Source organism: Lysinibacillus sp. G4S2, assembly GCF_030348505.1.
In the GTDB taxonomy this organism is placed as follows: Bacteria; Bacillota; Bacilli; order Bacillales_A; family Planococcaceae; genus Lysinibacillus.
In genome coordinates, this window is the sequence record NZ_JAUCFJ010000002.1 from 5,012,932 (window position 1) to 5,032,032 (window position 19,101).

Below are 19,101 nucleotides of genomic sequence, written 5' to 3' on the forward strand. Positions count from 1 at the left end.
GCTCTGCATGAACAAAACAACAAATCTTTTACTTCCAAAAGAGCTAGAATCGTTTCGTTTTGAAATTGAAGATACACTTCTTTCAGCGATGATAATCACTCCCTACAAACGTTTAACTACGTTAACGGAAAGTAAATTTGCTGGGGAACCTTATTTACCCTATTACCGGACATATCCGAAAGATATCACAGGTGAGTCTATGCGGCTATTAGCTCAAATTAACTTTGCAGAAATGCCACCATTAAAAGATTTCCCATCTCAGGGTATTCTGCAATTTTTTATTTCATCCAATATTTTCGTGAATGCTGATCATTATCATGAGGATATTTTCCAGCAATTTTATAAAATACGATATTACCCTACCGTAAATTCCGAAGCGACAGTTCCAAGACTGGAGTTTTTAACACAAGCAGCAGATGATTGGTTCCCTATTCATCAGGAGTTAGCATTACAATTCCAGCCTATCCAAGAACCTGTTTCTGCTTTAGATTATCGTGCAATACACTATTTACCAAACTTAATTCCTTTACCAGAAGATGTTGATTTACAGGAGATTTATCTACAACATTTTTTAGGGGCTGGAGCTAAAATTGGTGGCTATGCCTATTTTTTAGAGGAGGATATTCGTCACCAATCACAGCTCCTCCAACGATATGATGTGCTGTTGCTCCAAATCGATTCTCATGACGAAATCGGTATTATGTGGGCAGATAGCGGGGTTGGTAAATTTTTCATCAATCGTGATAAGTTACTTCAAAGAGATTTTTCTGATATTTTATTTCAATGGGAGCATTATTAAAAGGATTACCTCGTTCTAGTTTTCGAGGTAATCCTTTTCAAATACTTATTACAAATTTCATATCTTCTTTCCACCTGTAAAGTAAGCTATACTAAACATATTGCGAAAATATAGTAAAGGCAGGTGTAGGAATGAGCATTTTTACAGTCGGATATACAGTACCTTTAATTATGTTTATTAATATTTTAGCTGCGTTGGTAGTAATTTTTTTAGAACGTAAAGATCCCACTTCTACATGGGCATGGATTCTCGTACTATTTTTTATTCCATTAGGTGGGTTTATTTTATACTTGCTGCTCGGACGACAACTACGAAAAAAGCATTTGTTCCGTTGGGAAGGGCGCAAAGATATTGGGATTGATAACCTCATTAGCTATCAGAAAGAAGCAATTCGGGACGATACGTTCGACTTTCGTATCGAAAATGCGGAAAATTATAAAGAAATGATTTATATGCATCTTAAAACAAATAATGCTGTATTAACGCAAGACAACCACATTGAGATTTTTGATGATGGTGCTGATAAATTTGAGCAGCTTCTTAAAGATATTGAAGCAGCAAAAGATCATATTCACATTCAATATTATATTTTCCGTCTAGATGATTTAGGTACACGCATTGTTGATAAACTTACGAAAAAAGCTAAGCAAGGGGTAAAGGTACGACTCTTATATGATGAAATGGGCTCACGGAATGTTAAAAAACGCCATTTCAAGGAATTACTTAATGCAGGTGGTGAAGTTGAAGTATTTTTCCCATCCATTTTGCCACTGCTAAACCCTCGTTTAAATTTTAGAAATCACCGAAAAATCGTTGTTATTGATGGCCGTATTGGCTATATAGGTGGCTTTAATGTTGGGGATGAGTATCTTGGGCTACAGAAGAAGTTTGGCTATTGGAGAGATACACATTTACGTATTGAAGGTAGTGCGGTGCATCCATTACAAACACGTTTTTTACTTGATTGGAATCAAGCATCCGCACAACAGAAAATGGGTTACTCAGACCGTTACTTCCCTGCTATCCCCAAAAAAGGCGATGTGGGATTACAAATCGTTTCAAGTGGACCCGATTCCGACTGGGAACAAATTAAAATTGGCTACTTAAAGCTTATTAATATGGCCCAAAAATACATTTATATCCAAACGCCGTATTTTATACCCGATGTTAGTTTTTTAGATGCCATTAAAATCGCGACGCTATCAGGCATTGATGTAAGAATCATGATTCCAAATAAGCCTGATCATATGTTTGTTTACTGGGCTACATACTCATACGTTGGACAATTATTGCGCGCAGGAGCAAAAGTTTATATTTATGAAAAGGGCTTTATTCATGCTAAAGCGATTATTATTGACGATGAAGCATCTACAGTCGGAACCGCAAACCTTGACGTGCGAAGTTTCAGCTTAAACTTCGAAGTAAATGCCTTTATTTATGACTCAAAGATTTCCCATCAGCTTGCTGAGCTGTTTGAAAAGGATATTTTCGATTGTACTGAATTAACTTGGGAAATGTACCAAAATCGTTCTACACTCATTAAGTTTAAAGAATCAATTTCACGTTTATTAACGCCTATCTTGTAGGGCACAGAAAAAGGAAGAGAGCTAGTTCATTACTAAATAATGAACAGCTCTCTTCCCTTTTTTTATTTCACACCTAAATATTCTTCTAATGTGATATTTTGTTTTTTAATTTCTTTTGCCTTGTCTATGCCAACATAACGGTAATGCCATGACTCATACATATAACCCGTGATGTCCTCTTTATCTTTTGGGAATCGTAAAATAAAGCCGAAGTCTTGAGCATTCGTCATTAGCCATTGACCAGCTGGCGTTTCACCGAATTCCTCAGTCAACCATAAATCTTCTTTGCCACGCTCTCCAATATCAAAGGCTAAGCCAGTTTGATGTTCTGAGTATCCTGGTCGTGCACTATAGCGATCAGCGGCAGCCTGTCCATCACGGTTAACATAGTTATTATATAATTTTGTTTGATAATCAAAAGACCGATAGCCACTAAATGCCGCTAAATCAAACCCTTGTTGTTTTGCTGCAGCCAACATTTTATCTAGAGCTTGACGTGCCTCTGGATTCTCTCCAGGTGCAAAGGTAGATGGTAGTGGATATATTTTATTGGCTAGTAAAACACCATTAATATATGTCGGATCAGTTGGTAACGTTTGGTTTGGTAAATAGCCATTCTCATCCGGCTGTTGCTCAGGTTTTACAGGTTTTTCTGTTGTTTTTTCCGGTTTTTCCGTTGCAAGCGAGTCTTTTTCAGTTTGCTCTGTTGTAGGTTGTTGCTCATCTGATGCCTTGCTTTTTTGGTTATTTTTATAATTATAAACTACAAAAATAGATACAATTAGCGCCACTGAAATACAAGCACCAACGATGAGTGGTAGACGTTTGTTTTTCACTATTTTTACCCCTTTTAAAGTTATCAAGTACTACAAGATTAATTCTTTAGTACCGATTACAGTTATACTTTATTGGTATAGTTTCATTTTAGCACTGTTCACAATTTAAGGTGTAGTAGATTTTAAAATAAATCAGTTAGTCTGTGACAATAGTAATCAACACTACTATAGAAGCAATCGTGAAAAAGATTGCCATGTACTTCATCCATTTTGCCTCTTTTATATAGCCTTGCTCTTTAAAACTTTTAGCCCTAAAACCATTCGATAGAGCAAACATAATAGTCATTGCAAATACCGCAAAACTAAAGTTACCCATGATCATAAATACAATAGCTGCAACACTAAAAACCGCGACTAGAATAGATGGTAGCCACTTTTTGTTCATCTTGCTGTCCTCCTAAAAAAATCGAGGCTACATAGGCGCCTCGACATAAATTATTTTATGATTTTGCTTTATCCGGATGCTCCGAATAGTATTTTCGACCGATATACGTTTGAAGAATCAATAGTGCACCGCTGACAGACCAGTAAAGTGGTAAAGCCGCCATCGATGACATCGAGATAAAGACGATCATAATTGGTGAAATATAAATAAACATTTTCATTTGTGCTTTTTGTTGCTCAGGGACTGTCCATAATGACACACGTGCTTGAACTAAATATACAATACCCGCGATAATTGTCATAGCGATATCAGGTGAACCTAAGCTAAACCATAAAAACTCATGCGATTTCACATCTGCAGAATATAAAATAGAGAAATAAAGACCCATGATAATAGGCATTTGAATTAACATTGGTAAACAACCCATATTGAGTGGATTGATGCCATGTTTTTGATATAATGCCATCATTTCTTGCTGATACTGCATTTGTTCTTCTTTTGTCTTTGCTTCCTTCATTTTTTTCTGGACAGCTTCCATTTCAGGCTTAAACGCATCCATCTTCGTTTTCATCAATTGTTGCGAACGATAATTTTTCAACATAATCGGCATTAAAATTAAACGAACAAGGACCGTAATAGCGATGATTGCTAAACCATAGTTACCTGAAAAAATGGTTTTACTGAAAAATTCCAGTAAAAATTCCATAGGTTTTACAAAAAGACCATAGAAAAAACCTTCTTTGTCTTGCACAGCTTGACAGCCACTAAGAACAAAAACGACAAGTCCAAGCATTGAAAATAGCTTCAATTTTTTCATTTTTCCACCTACTATTATTTATCAACTAAATTGAAGTATACCTTATAAGGTCTATCTTTATCAAATAGCAAGTGCTACTAATTACATTGTTATGCACATAAAAAAGATGCGAGCTTTAGCATCGCTAATACGTCCGCATCCTATTTATTCATCTTATTTATAACCCATTGTGAATAATACTAAGTATACTTCTTGGCTATCAACTATACTTCGGCATAATTGCGTGTGCTTAGTCCTGCCATGAAGGCCGACACGATTCGGTCACTCAGACGTTTTCACAGGATGTGAAGTTCTTAGCCCGAGTTCCTCTATTTCAGCGGATGTTTGGACACCCGCTGAAATAAGTTAAACGTTTTGAAGCTCAGACTCCGCCATCTCAAAACGATAAAACTCATGATGAAGCTCGTCTCGGAAATGTTTGGGTGTTACCCCAGTATATTTTTTAAAGATACGGGTAAAATAGCTTTGGTTACAGAAATGGAATTGATCTGAAATAGAAGTAATACTTTTATTTGTGTGCCTTAGATAGTATTGAGATTCTTCTACTCGACGAACATTTAAGTATTCAACTAGTGTAATACCAACATGTTCTCTAAAAATACGTGATAAGTGACTAGTACTTATATGGAAATTATGTGCAATACTCTCCACTGTTAAGTCATTTTCCAATTCATCATTGATATACATAATCACTTTATTAACGGTCTGGTGGCGGAAAGTCGGTTGCTTGCGATCTGCAATAAAATAGACAAAGAAATCAATTAGATCATCAGCAAATTGTAAAAATTCTGCGTCTTTCATCTGATTTTCAATCATATCATTACAAGCAATGTTAAAAGCAAACGCTTTCTTCGAAGGTACTTGGTTGTCTAGCAATTTACGAGCAACAATTGACGACAAAACAGAAAAATAACTTCGAACAATTTTAATGACTTGTTTGCCAAAACGTATTGAAAGAATATCAATTAATTCATGCAAAGATTTCTTAGCCTTTGCAGATTCTAAATGGTAAATTTCAAATATTAATTTCGACTCAATATTAAAAAATTCTTCTACTCCGATGTATTGGTTAATGCTATCGATTTCCTGGAAGTATCTTTTTGATATCGTTTCTGACATAGAATGTTGATGTAGTTGCATAATCTTCCCCATCTTTCCTCAGATTGCCCGAATTACTTTCAAAAATTTCGACATCAATCTACTTATACCAAATAAGAAAATAGTTTTCCTTATTGATCATATAAATTGAGTCCTATTTCACAATTATATATCGAATATAACTTAAAAATAACCCAACTAAACCATCTGTTTACAAAAAAAATTGACTATACAGTGAATTTTACCATATTCTGCGATTTTCTTTCAACCACATTTTGTCTTTCTCTCTAGTGCTAATTTATCATATATGCATAGTAGAAACCTCGTAAACTTATTTCTCACAATTAGATTTTACCATATACATATCAAAATAAATTAGTAATCATTTAAAATATATTACAAATTATGCAAGTTGTTTTACGCCTATTTTTTTCATCAATCGACATTTCTCTTTTTTATTCCGAAATCTTCTCTATATAATTTATACGAATATGTAGTAAAATAGATGATAATACTATTTTTAAAAGTTTAGACGAGGTGTTAATAGTGGATCCAAAACAGATAGAAGAAATTATGGAAATTATTAAGGAATTCTTCCCTGAGAATACTTCCATCGCAATTTCCGATACAAACGAATACTTGTATTACCAACCGAGCAAGAAAGTTGATTTAAAAATTAAGCCTGGCGACCCAATTAAAGAAGGTTCAGCAGCTCACAAAGCATTAAGCTATGGGCAAAAGATAAGCTCTTACATTGAACCTGATGTATTTGGTATAGCATATTACGGCATGAGTATTCCTTTAATGGAAGAAGGCGAAACTAAGGGTGCTATTACTGCTATCTTCCCGCAAAAGCCGTCAGCATTTTTAACGAACTACATTACTATTAAAATTGACGATTGCTGGTACCCAATCAAACATGATCAAGTCATTTATCTTGAAACACAGCTCCGAAAAACATTTGTTAAAACAATGAGTCGTGAAGGTTATCACCGTTTAAACCTAAGTGATTTAGAGCTATTTTTAGCACCTGACTCGTTTATACGTTGTCACCGCTCTTATATCGTTAACATTGACTACATTGATGAAATTCAACCAGATTCACATTCAACGTTTTTATTAATCATGAAAGACGGTACTCGTATTCCTGTTAGCCAACGCTACGCAAGTTACTTCCGTCGTTCTTTAGGTTTCTAATTTTTTATAAGTACAGCGAGCATTTTCTTATTCAAATGTTCGCTGTACTTTTTTGCTTACTGAAACGACGAAGGCTAAAGTCATCACGTCCTTTGATAACGCCTTCGTGACCAACATCGTGTGGTTTTTCTGTGCGAAAGCGAAGCGGCAGCAACATGTTTTCGTCTGTGCGAAAGCGAAGCGGCAGCAACATTTTTTTGTCTGTGCGAAAGCGAAGCGGCAGCAACATTTTTTGTCTGTGCGAAAGCGAAGCGGCAGCAACATTTTGTCTGTGCGAAAGCGAAGCGGCAGCAACATTTTTTTGTCTGTGCGAAAGCGAAGCGGCAGCAACATTTTTGTCTGTGCGAAAGCGAAGCGGCAGCAACATTTTTGTCTGTGCGAAAGCGAAGCAGCAGCAACATTTTTGTCTGTGCGAAAGCGAAGCGGCAGCAACATTTTTTGTCTGTGCGAAAGCGAAGCGGCAGCAACATTTTTTGTCTGTGCGAAAGCGAAGCGGCAGCAACATTTTTGTCTGTGCGAAAGCGAAGCGGCAGCAACATTTTTTTGTCTGTGCGAAAGCGAAGCGGCAGCAACAAAGCACCCAGCTACCCCCTCGTTATGTTGTTGAGCCTTTTTAAAGGAAATTCTTTTAAAAAATATTACAGTTCTACATTAAAACGTTTTCTCTGTCGAAAATTCAATTTTATGCTCATTTTTCCTATTTTTACTCATTTTAATGCTTTTTCTAAAGTTTTTGTGACAAATTGGTGATAATATTATTCAAATGGTTGGAGTCATACTACAACCGAATAAACAGAAAATTCTTACAAAACTTTTTCCAGTTTTGTAATCGGTTTCCATCAATATTTTTTAGGGGAGGATTTTTTAATGGATGCAAATGTTCAAAAACGCCTAGGCTTAAAAGAACTTGAAAGTAAAATTGTTACTGCTGAAGAAGCTGCAGCGCTTATCTCTAACGGTGATGTAGTTGGTATGAGTGGATTCACTCGTGCAGGGGACGCAAAAGTGGTTCCTATGGCATTAGTTGAGCGCGCTAAAAACGAAAAATTCAAAATCGATGTATATACAGGGGCTTCTTTAGGACCTGAAGTTGATAAATACTTAGCTGAAGCTGGTGCTATCCGCAAACGTGGACCATTCCAAGGTGACGCTGGTATCCGTAATTTAATTAACTCTGGGGATGTACTATATGTAGATGCTCATCTTTCACATAACGCAGAATTAGTTCGCCAAGGAATTATTGGACCAATTAAATATTTAATCCTTGAAGCTGTCGCTATTACAGAAGATGGATTTATTATCCCAACAAACTCAGTAGGTAACTCACCTATCTTCGCTGAATACGCTGAGAATATTATTGTCGAATTAAATATCTCTCACCCAGAAGCTTTAATAGGAATCCATGATATCTATGTACCAGGTGAGCAAGGTCAACGTGAAGCGATTCCAATGACTGATGCTATGCAACGCATCGGTGACATCGGTATTAAAGTAGATCCTGCTAAAATTAAAGCGATTGTTATTTCTGAAGAGCCAGATGCTCCTTCATTAATCGTACCGCCAGATGAAGAAACACAAACAATGGCGAACATTTTATTAGACTTTTTCCGCGATGAAATTAAAGCTGGTCGTTTAACAAAACAATTGATGCCATTACAATCTGGTGTAGGTTCTGTAGCAAACGCTGTACTTGATGGCTTTGCAGATTCAGAATTTGAAGATTTAGTTGTTGCTTCTGAAGTACTTCAAGATGCAGTATTCAACTTAATCGATGCTGGTAAAGTTAAATTTGCAGCAGCTACTTCAATTACATTAACTGAAGAATTACAGAAAAAAGTATATGGCAATTTAGAAAAATATGCTGATAAAATTTGCTTACGTTCACAAGAAATTTCTAACCACCCAGAGCTTATCCGTCGTTTGGGTCTAATCTCAATCAACACTGCTCTTGAATTAGATATTTATGGTAACGTAAACTCAACACACGTATCAGGTACTCGTATGATGAACGGTATCGGTGGTTCAGGTGACTTTGCACGTAACGCACGTCTAGGTATTTTTGTTACTAAATCATACGCAAAAGGCGGCGCTATCTCTTCAATCGTGCCAATGGTTTCTCACGTTGACCACACTGAGCATGATGTTGATGTAATCGTAACTGAGCAAGGTATTGCTGACTTACGTGGTCTTGCGCCACAAGAGCGTGTACCTTTAATTATTGAAAACTGTGCACACCCAGATTACAAAGAACAACTATGGGATTACTATAACCGTGCTTTAGAAGCAACTGGTAGCCATCAAACACCTCATATTTTAGAGGAAGCACTTTCTTGGCACGTAAATCTTGCTAAAAACAAAACAATGAAAAAAGAAATTGCTAAAGCTTAATAACTCAAGGAACGCTTAATAAGTCAATCTTATTAGGCGTTCTTTTTTGTCGAAAATGGTATAATAAAGTGATAGTTTTAAATTTGGCTTTTTTAGTAGTCAATTATTAGCATGTCACCAAATACGTAATTTTTCGTCGGAGGAACTATGAAGAAATTTATATATTTGATTATATTCTTTTCATTTTTTGACCTATTTACCCAGCTCCCTGTTATGAGTACATATGCTGAATCCTTAGGGGCATCAGCCTTCTTAACTGGCCTAGCAGTAGGTATGTATTCCCTTTCCAATACATTAGGTAATATTATTTCTGGCTTTTTAACAGATCGTAAAGGTCCCTTTGTTATTTTAATCATAGGACTTTTAACGACAGGTCTTTCATTATCACTATATAATTTAGTAGAAGACCCTATTATTCTATTAATAGTTCGTTTTGTACATGGATTAGTTGCTGGCCTAATCGTACCTGCTGCATTCACATTTTTAGCAAATGCAACTGAGCAAGAAAAAAGAGGTAAGGGCAGTGCTATTTCTGGGGCGTTCGTCGGCATTGCTGCCATAATCGGTCCTGCGTTTAGTGGTATTTTAGCAAGTCGTACTAGCGTACCATTTGTATTTAATATAACAGCAAGCTTTATGATTTTGTTAGGTATTCTTTCCTTTTTCTTACTAAAATCAAACCAAGTAAAAAAACAAAAATCTGAACCAAGTACAAACATTCCTATAAGTGTATTTTTTAAAAATACAAGTACTTTAAAGGCATTCTTAGGTGCATTCTTTTTAATGTTTTCCCAAGGGGTTATTGCCTATCTACTTCCTCTAAAAGTGCAATCTTTAGGCTTCGATTCGCGTTTAAGCGGGACATTAATGAGTACATTTGGAATTATTGCTGTACTTGTATTTATTTTGCCCACTAATCGTATTTTCGATAAAGTTGCTCCCATTAAAACATTAGCGCTTGGTATAAGTTTAATGGGGGTAAGTCAAATTTTAATTAGTCAGGCAGATTCAAGTACGTTACTTTATATTGCAATGGCCTGCTACGGTATCGGCTTTGGCTTCTTATTCCCATCAGTAAATTCACTTTTAATCGACTCGACAACTGCTGAAATTCGTGGAAAAGCCTATGGTTATTTTTATGCCTTCTTCTCGCTAGGTGTTGTCTTAGGTTCCTCCTTACTCGGATGGCTCTCACTAGGTGTTGTCAGCGGCTTTATATTTACTGGAGTTGTATTATTAGTATTTGCAATTATTATTATAAGCACAAAACAAATGCGCTAAAGCGCTCGAGAGCCCAAAGCAAAAGTAAGCGCTCCTCCACTTTTGCCCGAGGGATCGAAACGACCTCGAGGATGTAGCGCTTTAGCCTAGACGAAAACGATGCTCCTAGTATCCACAATTAAAATCTATAATTTCCTTATCAACAAAAAACCTTCTCATGTGTGAAATGAGAAGGTTTTTTCATTATTCCTCTTTTACATGAATTTCTTCATGATAGTAATGGATACCCGTATGTCCTCCACCTTCAGCAACCATTTCGTTTGAAGCTATTTTTGTTGGAGATGTTCCAGCTTCTGTCGCTACTTGAGTAGTTATACGCTCTGAAACGTTTTTGTGCATATCCATATTATTCGTTGTATTCAGATAAGATCCCAATTTAGATCTTGCACTATTGAACATACTCAATGCTTTATCACGGTTTTCTTTTTTACTTAAATAAGATACTGCTAATCCAGTTAAACCTGCAATTACAACACCTGTTCCTTTACGTTTTGCCATTATAAATCCCTCCCCGAAATAGTGGCTCGTAATATATCTTTTCCCTATTTTTATAGGACTAAACATAATTTTTATCTACGTTACAGCATTAGGCGTGTTGATTAGGAAAAAATAGGTTTATTATTGATCGATGAAAGGGTTTTTCTTGTTGCTATTTAGTGTCGAGACCCAAAACAGAATCGCTAAAGTTACTTTCGTTCGTTTTATAGGAATACTTTGAAGATTTATCGAAACAAAATCGCTCTTTATCGAAACTTTTTGAGCTTTTATCGAAACAAAATCTCATTTTATCGAAACTATTTGGGCTTTTATCGAAAAACAAGCTCTTTCTATCAAAGAAATCAACCACATGTAATGATGAAGAGCTTATAGCGAGGGCTACTCGACGCTCACTCGCAGGAAGCCTTGCTCTGTGCGAAAGCGAAGCGTCAGCAACAAATTGTTTTATCTGTGCGAAAGCGAAGCGTCAGCGACAAAGCGAGTAGCCCGTAGCGGAAATCAAATCCTTCTAATTTAATTAGGGTGGATAAAAATGGTTAATCAACACACCTGTTACAGCATATATATAAAATGAGAGTCATCTATAACCCATCGCTTCTGTCATATAAACATCTCTGTCATTAATTCATAGTACTTTTTCAGATATATTTAATCATTCTCCTACTAAATTTTATTGCAGCAAATCAACCATACATTCTGAGCCATTTTTTTGTATATCCTATAATTTTGTAACTATTTGATGACTATAAAGGACAAGGTATGGGAATTAATAAATTAATACCAATAATAGGAGATGATTGTTATGAAAGATTTAGACTCAGTATATGATTGGATAGATATGGTGTCATTAGTAGGTGGAGCAAGCCTTTTAACAGGACTAATTTACAGTGTTATTTTACTTTGAGGAGCTTCGTGGATGATTTACAAAAACATTTACTGAAAAAAGTTAAAAGGCAATCCGCTTATTTAACAAGCAGATTGCCTTATTTTTATTGTTTTACATCATCATAAGCATTAGATTTTTCAAATGCTGCAACTACATAAGAACAAACCGCTTCCATTTTATAGCCATTTCCACGGGCGTAAGCCGCTGCATAATCCAATAATTTTTTTGCCACACCTTGACCACGGAGCTTATCTGATACATATGTGTGATCCATTACCATTACTTGACCCTTTTGTTGCCATGTAATTTCCGCTAATCTTTCCCCTTCTTGCTCATAAACAAAAGCAAGTTTATTGTCTGATAACTGCTGTAATTGAAACTCCATTTCTCACCACTCCTTTTTTTCATAGTAACATATCTTTATCAATTATGCCTCGGCATAATTGCGCCCGGAATCGACTTTGTACTTGCACAAAGATCAGGGATGACACTTTGAAGGCTAAAGCATCACGTCCTGTGATAACCCCTTCGTGACCAACATCCTTTTGGCCAAAGCTGCTCATCGGACAACCTAGGAAGACGCCCAATCAGAACGGAAATCAATCCACGTTATAGTGACGGGTCATTAGATAGTAGATAGCACTTCAAAAAGAGCTAAGATGATAAAAATAAAAGAATCTGCTCACTTTCCTCTAGCAATCAAGAGGAAGTGTTGCAGACTCTTTTCTATGAATTAATTAAACCATGATGAAATTGTATCTTTTAAATTAGCAAAGAAATTTTTCACACTTGCCCAAAATCCTTCATCTTCCATCAGCGCGCCAAATTTCTCTTTTATTGTATTGCTAATATCATCTAATTGTTCAGACCATTTACTAAAATCGATGTCTAGCTTACTAATTTTGTCCATCAAATCAACTAGCAATTGACGATCCTGGTCACTTAAATTAATCTCAAGCTTGTTTAATTGCTCTTGCACGATCTTTTCAACATCTTCTCGAGTTGCTGGCTTTGATTCTGCAATTTGTTTTTTAATTTCTGTTAATAATTCTGCAACCTTGGCATCGTCCACCCCTGCTGATTGTGCAAGATTAGTTGCTACAGATAATTCTTCATTTGCAACATCTGTACGATCCATATCAAGCTTTTCACCTGTTGTTTCTTCGTAAGCTTTGTAAATTCCCACAAGCGCTGAATGACCTGTAACTGCTTTTGGCGCAGCCACTTGCACTGTCGCATCTTCAATACCTGCTGTTAGCATTGCGTTTGCATACATTTCAGACGTAACTTGTGTAATATTTGATGGTGTAACAATCTCAATAACTAAGCCTTCTCCTTTATTCTTGCGTGTAATTTTGGCAGAAGAATACATACGAGAGCTTGAATTACTATCTTTAATATATTTAACTAAGTCTTGACCTGATACTGTTATTTCTTCAATTTCAGGATCTTCATTCACTTTTAATGATTTTTTAACAGACTCTTTTTCAGCCTCAGATAAGTTTGCCCCATATACGACGATTGGTACCCCTAGTTTTTCATCAATTGCTTTAGGAGGCGTATTATCAGCTGCAAAACTTGTTGCTGGTGCCATCACACCAAATACTAACATAGTCGCTGTTAGTATTTTCATCCACGTTTTCTTCAAATTGTGTGACCCCTTTCGTTAGAAAACTCTTTTGGCCTGTATAAAATATGCCATTATACAGTAATTAGTACGAAAAAAAGACGAGAAGGTTTCAAAGCTGCTCTCGTCATTTTCTTTAGCTTTATCTGGCAGTCGTTCACCCTATCTTAGAGGACGAATGTTTCCTGCACTAAATTTCTTCTGTCCAACCATCCTGCTGTTTCACTTTACCAGCTTTCATAAGTGTACCTAACGCACGTTTAAATGCACCTTTACTCATGTTAAATATTTCTTGTACTTCATCAGGTGAGGATTTATCGCCGAATGGCATTTTGCCTCCAACCTCTTGTAGATAATTTAATATTTCTAGTGCATCACCTGAAATACGCTCATGCTTACGTGGTAAAAGTGAACCATTCATTGAACCATCATCTTTTACATCAATAATACGAACAACTACGTCTTGTCCAAGACGAGGCTCTGCATTACGCTCTGATTCATGGACAAAAATGCGGTACGGAATTTCTACGCCTAATAAAAATGAGCCTACTGGTAATAAACGATATGGGCGTGCGTTGATGTTTTTATTGTGCATGTCATCAAATGCGCCTTCAAATAATTCCGAAATTTTTTCTTCAGTTGCTAAACGTCCAAATAAATCGCCGTTGCGATCTGTACGTAATGTCATAAATAAATGGTCGCCCGGTGCTGGCCAAAGCTCCGTTATTGCAGGTAAATCTTCCGCTTGCACTAGCACCTCACGTGAAGTACCGATATCTACAAAAGCCCCTTCACGCTCGACTACTTTTAGGACACGAGCCCAACCGTATTCACCTTGTACGAAAGATGGGATAGCTGTCGTAGCCGCTAAATCACCACGACGATCTGCAAATAAAAATACTTCAAGGCGATCACCTATTGCAAGTGGCTCTGTTACCTCCGAAGCATTTAAAGGTAGTTCGTCAACTCCATTTGTTAAGATCCATTTCGATGCTTGTTGCTCTAATACAGTTAACGTAACAACTTCACCTGATTTTAATTCGTTCATAGTGTCTTCCTTTCCTTCATACCATCATTTTCGCAAAAAACTTATCAAATATGCCTCGACATAATTGCGTCCTAAGGCTTTAACTTCTGTAGCTGACGCTTCGCTTTCGCTACTTAAACATTTGTAGCTGTCACTTTGCTTTCACTACTAAAACAAATGCTGAAAGAAGTTAAAAATTATGTTGTGTTCTAGTTGCCTCTAGTTTTTTCGCGATGTCCGGATTTTCTTCCATTACCTGTACAAGATCCGCAATTCGATTGATTGAAGTCCAACTTAAATGATGTTCAATTCCTTCTACATCATCGTAAATACGCTCTTCATCTACACCAATGATTCGCAAAAATTGCTCTAGAAGCTCATGACGCTGTACAAGACGTTTTCCAAGCTTTTCCCCTTTGGGCGTCAATGTAAGGCCACGGTATTTTTCATAAACTAAATAACCATCTTTATCTAATTTTTGAACCATTTTTGTAACAGAAGAAGGAAGAACAGATAATGCTTCAGCAATGTCAGACACACGAGCATACCCTTTATTAGCGATTAATAAATATATTTGTTCGATATGGTCCTCCATACTAGGTGTTGGCATATCCCATTCCCTCTCTTTCCTTTTCTTACTTTCTAGTTTACTACAAGCTTGCCTTAAAAGTTAACTGAAAATACATATGCCAGAAAATCAATACATGCGTAACATAAAAAGAACCAACTTCATATGTTGGCTTCTCTTTAGTTAGAAATTTGTACCGATGAAATTAAGGTGTCAATTTATATAAAGTATGGCTTTACTGCAAAATGAGGGGTTGATTTCCGTTCCGACTGGGCGCTTTGTTGCTGTCGCTTCGCTTTCGCACAGAGCAAAGCTTCCTGGGGGGCGTCCGATGAGCCGCTTCACTCGCGATGCTCGCTCCAGGGTCTCATCTGTGACGCTGATCCCCAAGGAGTCGCCCAGCCTCCACTCCAATCAACTCAATTCATAGCGTGCATCTTCTAGATGACACTATAAATTAAGTGAAGTTTCAGCAAGATGTATTTTGTACGAAAGCAAAGTGCTAATGTAGCGTCGGCAACAAATGTACAATGGCGTTTGTTATAAGACTATTCGATTACTTAAAAATAGCGCTAACGTTCTTTTTTGATATAAAAAAAATTTATTAAAGTTCTACATTATTTTTTGATTGGAGTGGAAGGCTACTCGACTCCCGTGGGAAAGCGAGACAGACGAGACCCTGCACGGAGCGAGTGTTTTCCGTGCGAAAGCGAAGCGTCAGCAACGTAGCGAAGGAAGCGGCTCAACGCTCACACAGAAAAGCGAGTAGCCTGGAACGGAAATCATCCACATTTAGTGAGCCGCAACATATATAAAAATCCCCTTGACCATTCAGTTTTTCAAAAACACGAAGAGCCTACTTCATATAGAAGTGGGCTCCGCTTTATGTCGAGGATACTTATTTACCACATGTAATGCATGAATAATCTCTTTATTGATTTGTTCGATATTTTCAGGAGTATTCATCTCTTTAAACGCTTCATCTCGGGATTCCAAAGATGTAACATACTTACTAGGCAATGCATTCAGTGTAAGTGCCACTGCATCAAGTTCACAGATTTCACATTTACAAAATGTTTGATATTCCGGTCCTCGTAGTAGAAAACTTACTAAACCACACACAATTTCCTCTGTAACATTTACCAAAATAGGATCTGACATATTCAAACCTTCGCCTCGTTTATATTTAATTGTTACATAATTCCTGAAACCATAATAGCGTTAACAAAGATTTTTTTCAAGAATCGGTAGTAGTATCTATCTCAATTAAAATCATTAGCTCCTTGAAAGACTAATTTCCTATATACTGCTACCGGACATCCACCAGAGGCTTTAATTATTCACCATTTTTTAGTTTTGATTAATCGTAATGAATTAATAACAACTAGTAATGTAGCACCCATATCTGCGAAGATTGCAATCCACAATGTTAACCATCCCGGGATAACGAGTAACAGGGCAACTAATTTTAAGGCTAAGGCAAATATTATGTTCTCTTTAATGATGCGTAATGTTTTTCTACTTAAGCCAATCGTATAAGGAAGCTTCGTTAAATCATCACCCATTAATGCGATATCTGCTGTTTCTAGTGCTGCATCAGTGCCAGCACCTCCCATTGCAATACCAACATTGGCTGAGGCAAGTGCAGGCGCATCATTGACGCCATCTCCTACCATCGCCACTGCGCCAAATTGTGCACGTAAATCTTTAATGGCCATTAATTTTTCTGCTGGCAATAAACTTGCCCTCACATCTGTCATATTTAAAGAAGTTGCAATTGCCTGTGCTGTTGGTTCTGCATCGCCTGTCAGCATAACTTTATGCTTTATTTTTAGAGCATTTAATTTATCCAAGACATCTTTACTTTCTTGACGTAATTGATCAGCAATTCCAAGCATCCCAATAAACTGATCATTACTAACAGCTGCTACAACTGTTTTACCCTGTTTTTGAAGGTTTTTAACCTGTTCTTTTACCTTTTCATCAACAGTCGTTAAAGTAGCAATCCATTTTAAGCTACCTACATAGATTGTTTGACCATCAACCGTTGCATAAGCGCCCTTGCCTGTTACGGATTGAAAGTCAGCCGGTATAAGCTCTGTTAAATTTTTAGCATGCAATGCCTGCAAAATAGCTTTTGCTAATGGATGCTGCGATTGTTTTTCAACTGCCGCTACTAGCTGTAAAACATAATCCTCCGACATCTCTTTCGCTGTAAAAATATCCGTTACAGCAGGTTGGCCTTTTGTCAGTGTACCTGTCTTATCAAATGCTATTGCTTCGATATGACCTAGCTGCTCTAAATGAATACCACCCTTAATAAGGACACCCTGTCTAGCAGCATTCCCGATTGCCGTTACAATAGCAACTGGCGTGGAAACGACTAGTGCACATGGACAACCTACAACAAGGACTGCTAATCCTTGATAAATCCAATGTTGCCAATCACCTACGAATAAAGGTGGTATAACCGCTACAAGTAAAGCAAGAATCATAATTGCAGGTGTGTAGTATTTTGCAAAGCGATCCACGAACTGCTGTGAAGGTGCTTTTTCTGCCTGTGCTTCTTCAACAAGATGAATGATTTTGGCAATTGTTGTATCCTCTACTCGCTTTGTCACACGAACTTCCAAGGCACCTTCTTCATTTAAAGTACCTGCAAATACTTCATCATCGACCGTTTTATTAACGGGAATAGATTCGCCCGTAATTGCTGCCTGATTCACTGCTGACAATCCACTAACTACAATTCCGTCCATAGCAATCTTTTGCCCCGGTTTAACGATTAAAATATCGCCAATTTTAATTTCCTCAGTTGGTAGCTCTAGTTCATGGAAATGTTCACCATGCGCGCGCTTTACCGTTGCTGTAGGTGGAGCTATGTCCATTAGCTGACGAATCGATTGACGTGCTTTATCCATTGAATACGCTTCAAGCGCTTCACTTACTGCAAATAAAAAGACTACAACAGCTGCTTCTTTCCATTCTCCTATAATAGCCGCTCCTATTACGGCAATGGTCATCAGTGTCTTCATATCAAATTCAAAGCGCGCTAGATTGAGGAATCCCGTTTTAAAAATCCCGATACCCCCAACTAGAATCGCGATAATAAACATCCCAATAGCTAAGGGATCCTTTTCACTACGTATTGCCCCAAACACATATCCAAGCACTACAAATATCAGGGCAATTCCAGCTAATATATTTTCTGTTTTCCGATAAAAAGGTGTTGATTTTTCAAGTGTTCTTGCTGTTGATTGGGATACTTTTATGCCGTCGAAAGCACCTGCCTCTTCAAGTTGATCAACGCCAACATCACCAATAACTGTTATTTTAGAAGCACCAAAATTAACTTGCGCATCCTGTACCTCTGGAATAGCTTTCACGTTTTTTTCGAACTTTGCTGCACAGCTTGCACAGGACAAGTTTTGCAACCTATATTCTTGTTTAGTTGACGTCGCTCCCATCTGCAATCCCTTCTTTCGTATGTTCATAGGCAACCGTTACAATTTGATACACATGCTCATCAGCTAAAGAGTAATACATTTGCTTTCCTTTACGATACGATTTTGCTAAGTTATTATCTTTTAAATAACGTAAATGATGCGATGCTGTTGCTACTGACGAGCCAATAATGGAGGCAACATCACAAACACATAATTCATCCTCGACCGTTAAGGCATACGCAATTTTAAGTCTTGTTTCATCAGATAATGCCTTTAAAAATTTTGCTACTCCTGATAGATCCGGCATTTGCTGTTGTACCTTAACGACAGCTTCTTCGTGAACTTGTGTTATCTCACATACTTCTTTTGGCATTTCCCCACCTCATTCAAATATTCGTTTGATTGTCATCACTATAACATAATATTCCATCATATTCAAACAGATATTTGAATGTAAATGACTTATATCACAAATTCAAAAAATGTCTTTATATAAATTGCTAACTTATAAAAATAAAAAAGCTATCACTTCAATGTGATAACTTTGCATGTTGTTTTGATAATGAAATTATGGTGACATATTCAACAAGTTGAGATTAATAAGGCACGCTAAGAGGTTGATCTTCGTTCCGACTGAGCGACATAATAAAGTAAAAGGGACT

General features: G+C 37.0%; 19 protein-coding genes. 6 read left to right on the top strand and 13 right to left on the bottom strand.

Annotated features, from left to right (window positions below):
• Nucleotides 1-7 precede the first annotated feature (7 nt).
• A complete protein-coding gene (locus tag QUF91_RS25535) occupies nt 8-799 on the top strand; it encodes a YwqG family protein (RefSeq protein WP_285399995.1) in 792 nt (263 codons plus the stop codon).
• Nucleotides 800-930: 131 nt separating this feature from the next.
• Nucleotides 931-2,385 (top strand): cardiolipin synthase, encoded by a 1,455-nt coding sequence (gene cls / locus QUF91_RS25540; RefSeq protein WP_285399997.1) that lies wholly within the window; start codon nt 931-933, stop codon nt 2,383-2,385.
• A 62-nt stretch (nt 2,386-2,447) separates the two neighbouring features.
• Here cls and QUF91_RS25545 read toward each other — a convergent pair whose 3' ends face one another.
• From QUF91_RS25545 to QUF91_RS25560, 4 genes are all read right to left on the bottom strand, one after another.
• Complete coding sequence (locus QUF91_RS25545; RefSeq protein ID WP_289419776.1) at nt 2,448-3,221, bottom strand: M15 family metallopeptidase; 774 nt, start codon at nt 3,219-3,221, stop codon at nt 2,448-2,450.
• A 136-nt stretch (nt 3,222-3,357) separates the two neighbouring features.
• The gene (locus tag QUF91_RS25550) at nt 3,358-3,606 is read right to left on the bottom strand and encodes a hypothetical protein (RefSeq protein WP_285400000.1); all 249 of its coding nucleotides are present in this window, start codon (nt 3,604-3,606) and stop codon (nt 3,358-3,360) included.
• Between the two features lie 55 nt (nt 3,607-3,661).
• Entirely contained in the window at nt 3,662-4,423 is a 762-nt protein-coding gene (gene yidC / locus QUF91_RS25555) for a membrane protein insertase YidC (protein ID WP_285400001.1), read from the bottom strand.
• A gap of 345 nt (nt 4,424-4,768) precedes the next feature.
• Nucleotides 4,769-5,563 (bottom strand): helix-turn-helix transcriptional regulator, encoded by a 795-nt coding sequence (locus QUF91_RS25560; protein ID WP_285400003.1) that lies wholly within the window; start codon nt 5,561-5,563, stop codon nt 4,769-4,771.
• A gap of 504 nt (nt 5,564-6,067) precedes the next feature.
• On the opposite strand from QUF91_RS25560, the gene QUF91_RS25565 reads away from it, so the two are divergent.
• The 4 genes from QUF91_RS25565 to QUF91_RS25580 all read left to right on the top strand — a co-directional run bounded on the left by QUF91_RS25565 (nt 6,068) and on the right by QUF91_RS25580 (nt 10,387).
• Nucleotides 6,068-6,718: a LytTR family DNA-binding domain-containing protein gene (locus QUF91_RS25565; protein ID WP_053593997.1), complete on the top strand. Its 651-nt coding sequence runs from the start codon at nt 6,068-6,070 to the stop codon at nt 6,716-6,718.
• Between the two features lie 106 nt (nt 6,719-6,824).
• Nucleotides 6,825-7,325, top strand: a complete 501-nt coding sequence (locus tag QUF91_RS25570; RefSeq protein WP_289419777.1) for a hypothetical protein — start codon at nt 6,825-6,827, stop codon at nt 7,323-7,325.
• Nucleotides 7,326-7,585: 260 nt separating this feature from the next.
• Nucleotides 7,586-9,106 (top strand): succinyl-CoA:acetate CoA-transferase ScpC, encoded by a 1,521-nt coding sequence (locus QUF91_RS25575; protein ID WP_285400006.1) that lies wholly within the window; start codon nt 7,586-7,588, stop codon nt 9,104-9,106.
• A gap of 147 nt (nt 9,107-9,253) precedes the next feature.
• Nucleotides 9,254-10,387, top strand: a complete 1,134-nt coding sequence (locus QUF91_RS25580) for an MFS transporter (protein ID WP_289419778.1) — start codon at nt 9,254-9,256, stop codon at nt 10,385-10,387.
• A gap of 183 nt (nt 10,388-10,570) precedes the next feature.
• Here the strand turns inward: QUF91_RS25580 and QUF91_RS25585 are convergent, their stop codons facing one another.
• The 9 genes from QUF91_RS25585 to QUF91_RS25625 form a co-directional block, all read right to left on the bottom strand.
• Nucleotides 10,571-10,885: a hypothetical protein gene (locus tag QUF91_RS25585; protein ID WP_289419779.1), complete on the bottom strand. Its 315-nt coding sequence runs from the start codon at nt 10,883-10,885 to the stop codon at nt 10,571-10,573.
• 989 nt (nt 10,886-11,874) lie between these two features.
• Nucleotides 11,875-12,156 (bottom strand): GNAT family N-acetyltransferase, encoded by a 282-nt coding sequence (locus QUF91_RS25590; protein ID WP_285398800.1) that lies wholly within the window; start codon nt 12,154-12,156, stop codon nt 11,875-11,877.
• A gap of 348 nt (nt 12,157-12,504) precedes the next feature.
• Nucleotides 12,505-13,419, bottom strand: a complete 915-nt coding sequence (locus QUF91_RS25595) for a DUF1002 domain-containing protein (protein WP_289419780.1) — start codon at nt 13,417-13,419, stop codon at nt 12,505-12,507.
• Between the two features lie 169 nt (nt 13,420-13,588).
• On the bottom strand, nt 13,589-14,446 hold the full coding sequence (locus QUF91_RS25600; protein WP_289419781.1) for a CvfB family protein: 858 nt from the start codon (nt 14,444-14,446) through the stop codon (nt 13,589-13,591).
• A 169-nt stretch (nt 14,447-14,615) separates the two neighbouring features.
• Nucleotides 14,616-15,035: a transcriptional regulator MntR gene (gene mntR / locus QUF91_RS25605; RefSeq protein WP_285398806.1), complete on the bottom strand. Its 420-nt coding sequence runs from the start codon at nt 15,033-15,035 to the stop codon at nt 14,616-14,618.
• Between the two features lie 171 nt (nt 15,036-15,206).
• Nucleotides 15,207-15,383, bottom strand: coding sequence for a hypothetical protein (locus QUF91_RS25610; RefSeq protein WP_289419782.1), 177 nt, complete (start codon nt 15,381-15,383; stop codon nt 15,207-15,209).
• Nucleotides 15,384-15,854: 471 nt separating this feature from the next.
• Complete coding sequence (locus QUF91_RS25615) at nt 15,855-16,160, bottom strand: late competence development ComFB family protein (protein ID WP_285398809.1); 306 nt, start codon at nt 16,158-16,160, stop codon at nt 15,855-15,857.
• A gap of 173 nt (nt 16,161-16,333) precedes the next feature.
• The gene (locus QUF91_RS25620) at nt 16,334-18,460 is read right to left on the bottom strand and encodes a heavy metal translocating P-type ATPase (RefSeq protein WP_289419783.1); all 2,127 of its coding nucleotides are present in this window, start codon (nt 18,458-18,460) and stop codon (nt 16,334-16,336) included.
• Nucleotides 18,441-18,812 (bottom strand): ArsR/SmtB family transcription factor, encoded by a 372-nt coding sequence (locus QUF91_RS25625; RefSeq protein ID WP_285398810.1) that lies wholly within the window; start codon nt 18,810-18,812, stop codon nt 18,441-18,443. Before QUF91_RS25625 ends, QUF91_RS25620 begins: the two co-directional genes overlap by 20 nt.
• Nucleotides 18,813-19,101: the final 289 nt, after the last annotated feature.

What these genes read in the sequence shown, in the direction of transcription:
- QUF91_RS25535 (WP_285399995.1), top strand. Translation starts at nt 8, where the DNA reads ATGAACAAAACAACAAATCTTTTACTTCCAAAAGAGCTAGAATCGTTT.
- cls (WP_285399997.1), top strand. Translation starts at nt 931, where the DNA reads ATGAGCATTTTTACAGTCGGATATACAGTACCTTTAATTATGTTTATT.
- QUF91_RS25550 (WP_285400000.1), bottom strand. Translation starts at nt 3,606, where the DNA reads ATGAACAAAAAGTGGCTACCATCTATTCTAGTCGCGGTTTTTAGTGTT.
- yidC (WP_285400001.1), bottom strand. Translation starts at nt 4,423, where the DNA reads ATGAAAAAATTGAAGCTATTTTCAATGCTTGGACTTGTCGTTTTTGTT.
- QUF91_RS25560 (WP_285400003.1), bottom strand. Translation starts at nt 5,563, where the DNA reads ATGCAACTACATCAACATTCTATGTCAGAAACGATATCAAAAAGATAC.
- QUF91_RS25575 (WP_285400006.1), top strand. Translation starts at nt 7,586, where the DNA reads ATGGATGCAAATGTTCAAAAACGCCTAGGCTTAAAAGAACTTGAAAGT.
- QUF91_RS25580 (WP_289419778.1), top strand. Translation starts at nt 9,254, where the DNA reads ATGAAGAAATTTATATATTTGATTATATTCTTTTCATTTTTTGACCTA.
- QUF91_RS25585 (WP_289419779.1), bottom strand. Translation starts at nt 10,885, where the DNA reads ATGGCAAAACGTAAAGGAACAGGTGTTGTAATTGCAGGTTTAACTGGA.
- QUF91_RS25590 (WP_285398800.1), bottom strand. Translation starts at nt 12,156, where the DNA reads ATGGAGTTTCAATTACAGCAGTTATCAGACAATAAACTTGCTTTTGTT.
- QUF91_RS25600 (WP_289419781.1), bottom strand. Translation starts at nt 14,446, where the DNA reads ATGAACGAATTAAAATCAGGTGAAGTTGTTACGTTAACTGTATTAGAG.
- mntR (WP_285398806.1), bottom strand. Translation starts at nt 15,035, where the DNA reads ATGCCAACACCTAGTATGGAGGACCATATCGAACAAATATATTTATTA.
- QUF91_RS25620 (WP_289419783.1), bottom strand. Translation starts at nt 18,460, where the DNA reads ATGGGAGCGACGTCAACTAAACAAGAATATAGGTTGCAAAACTTGTCC.
- QUF91_RS25625 (WP_285398810.1), bottom strand. Translation starts at nt 18,812, where the DNA reads ATGCCAAAAGAAGTATGTGAGATAACACAAGTTCACGAAGAAGCTGTC.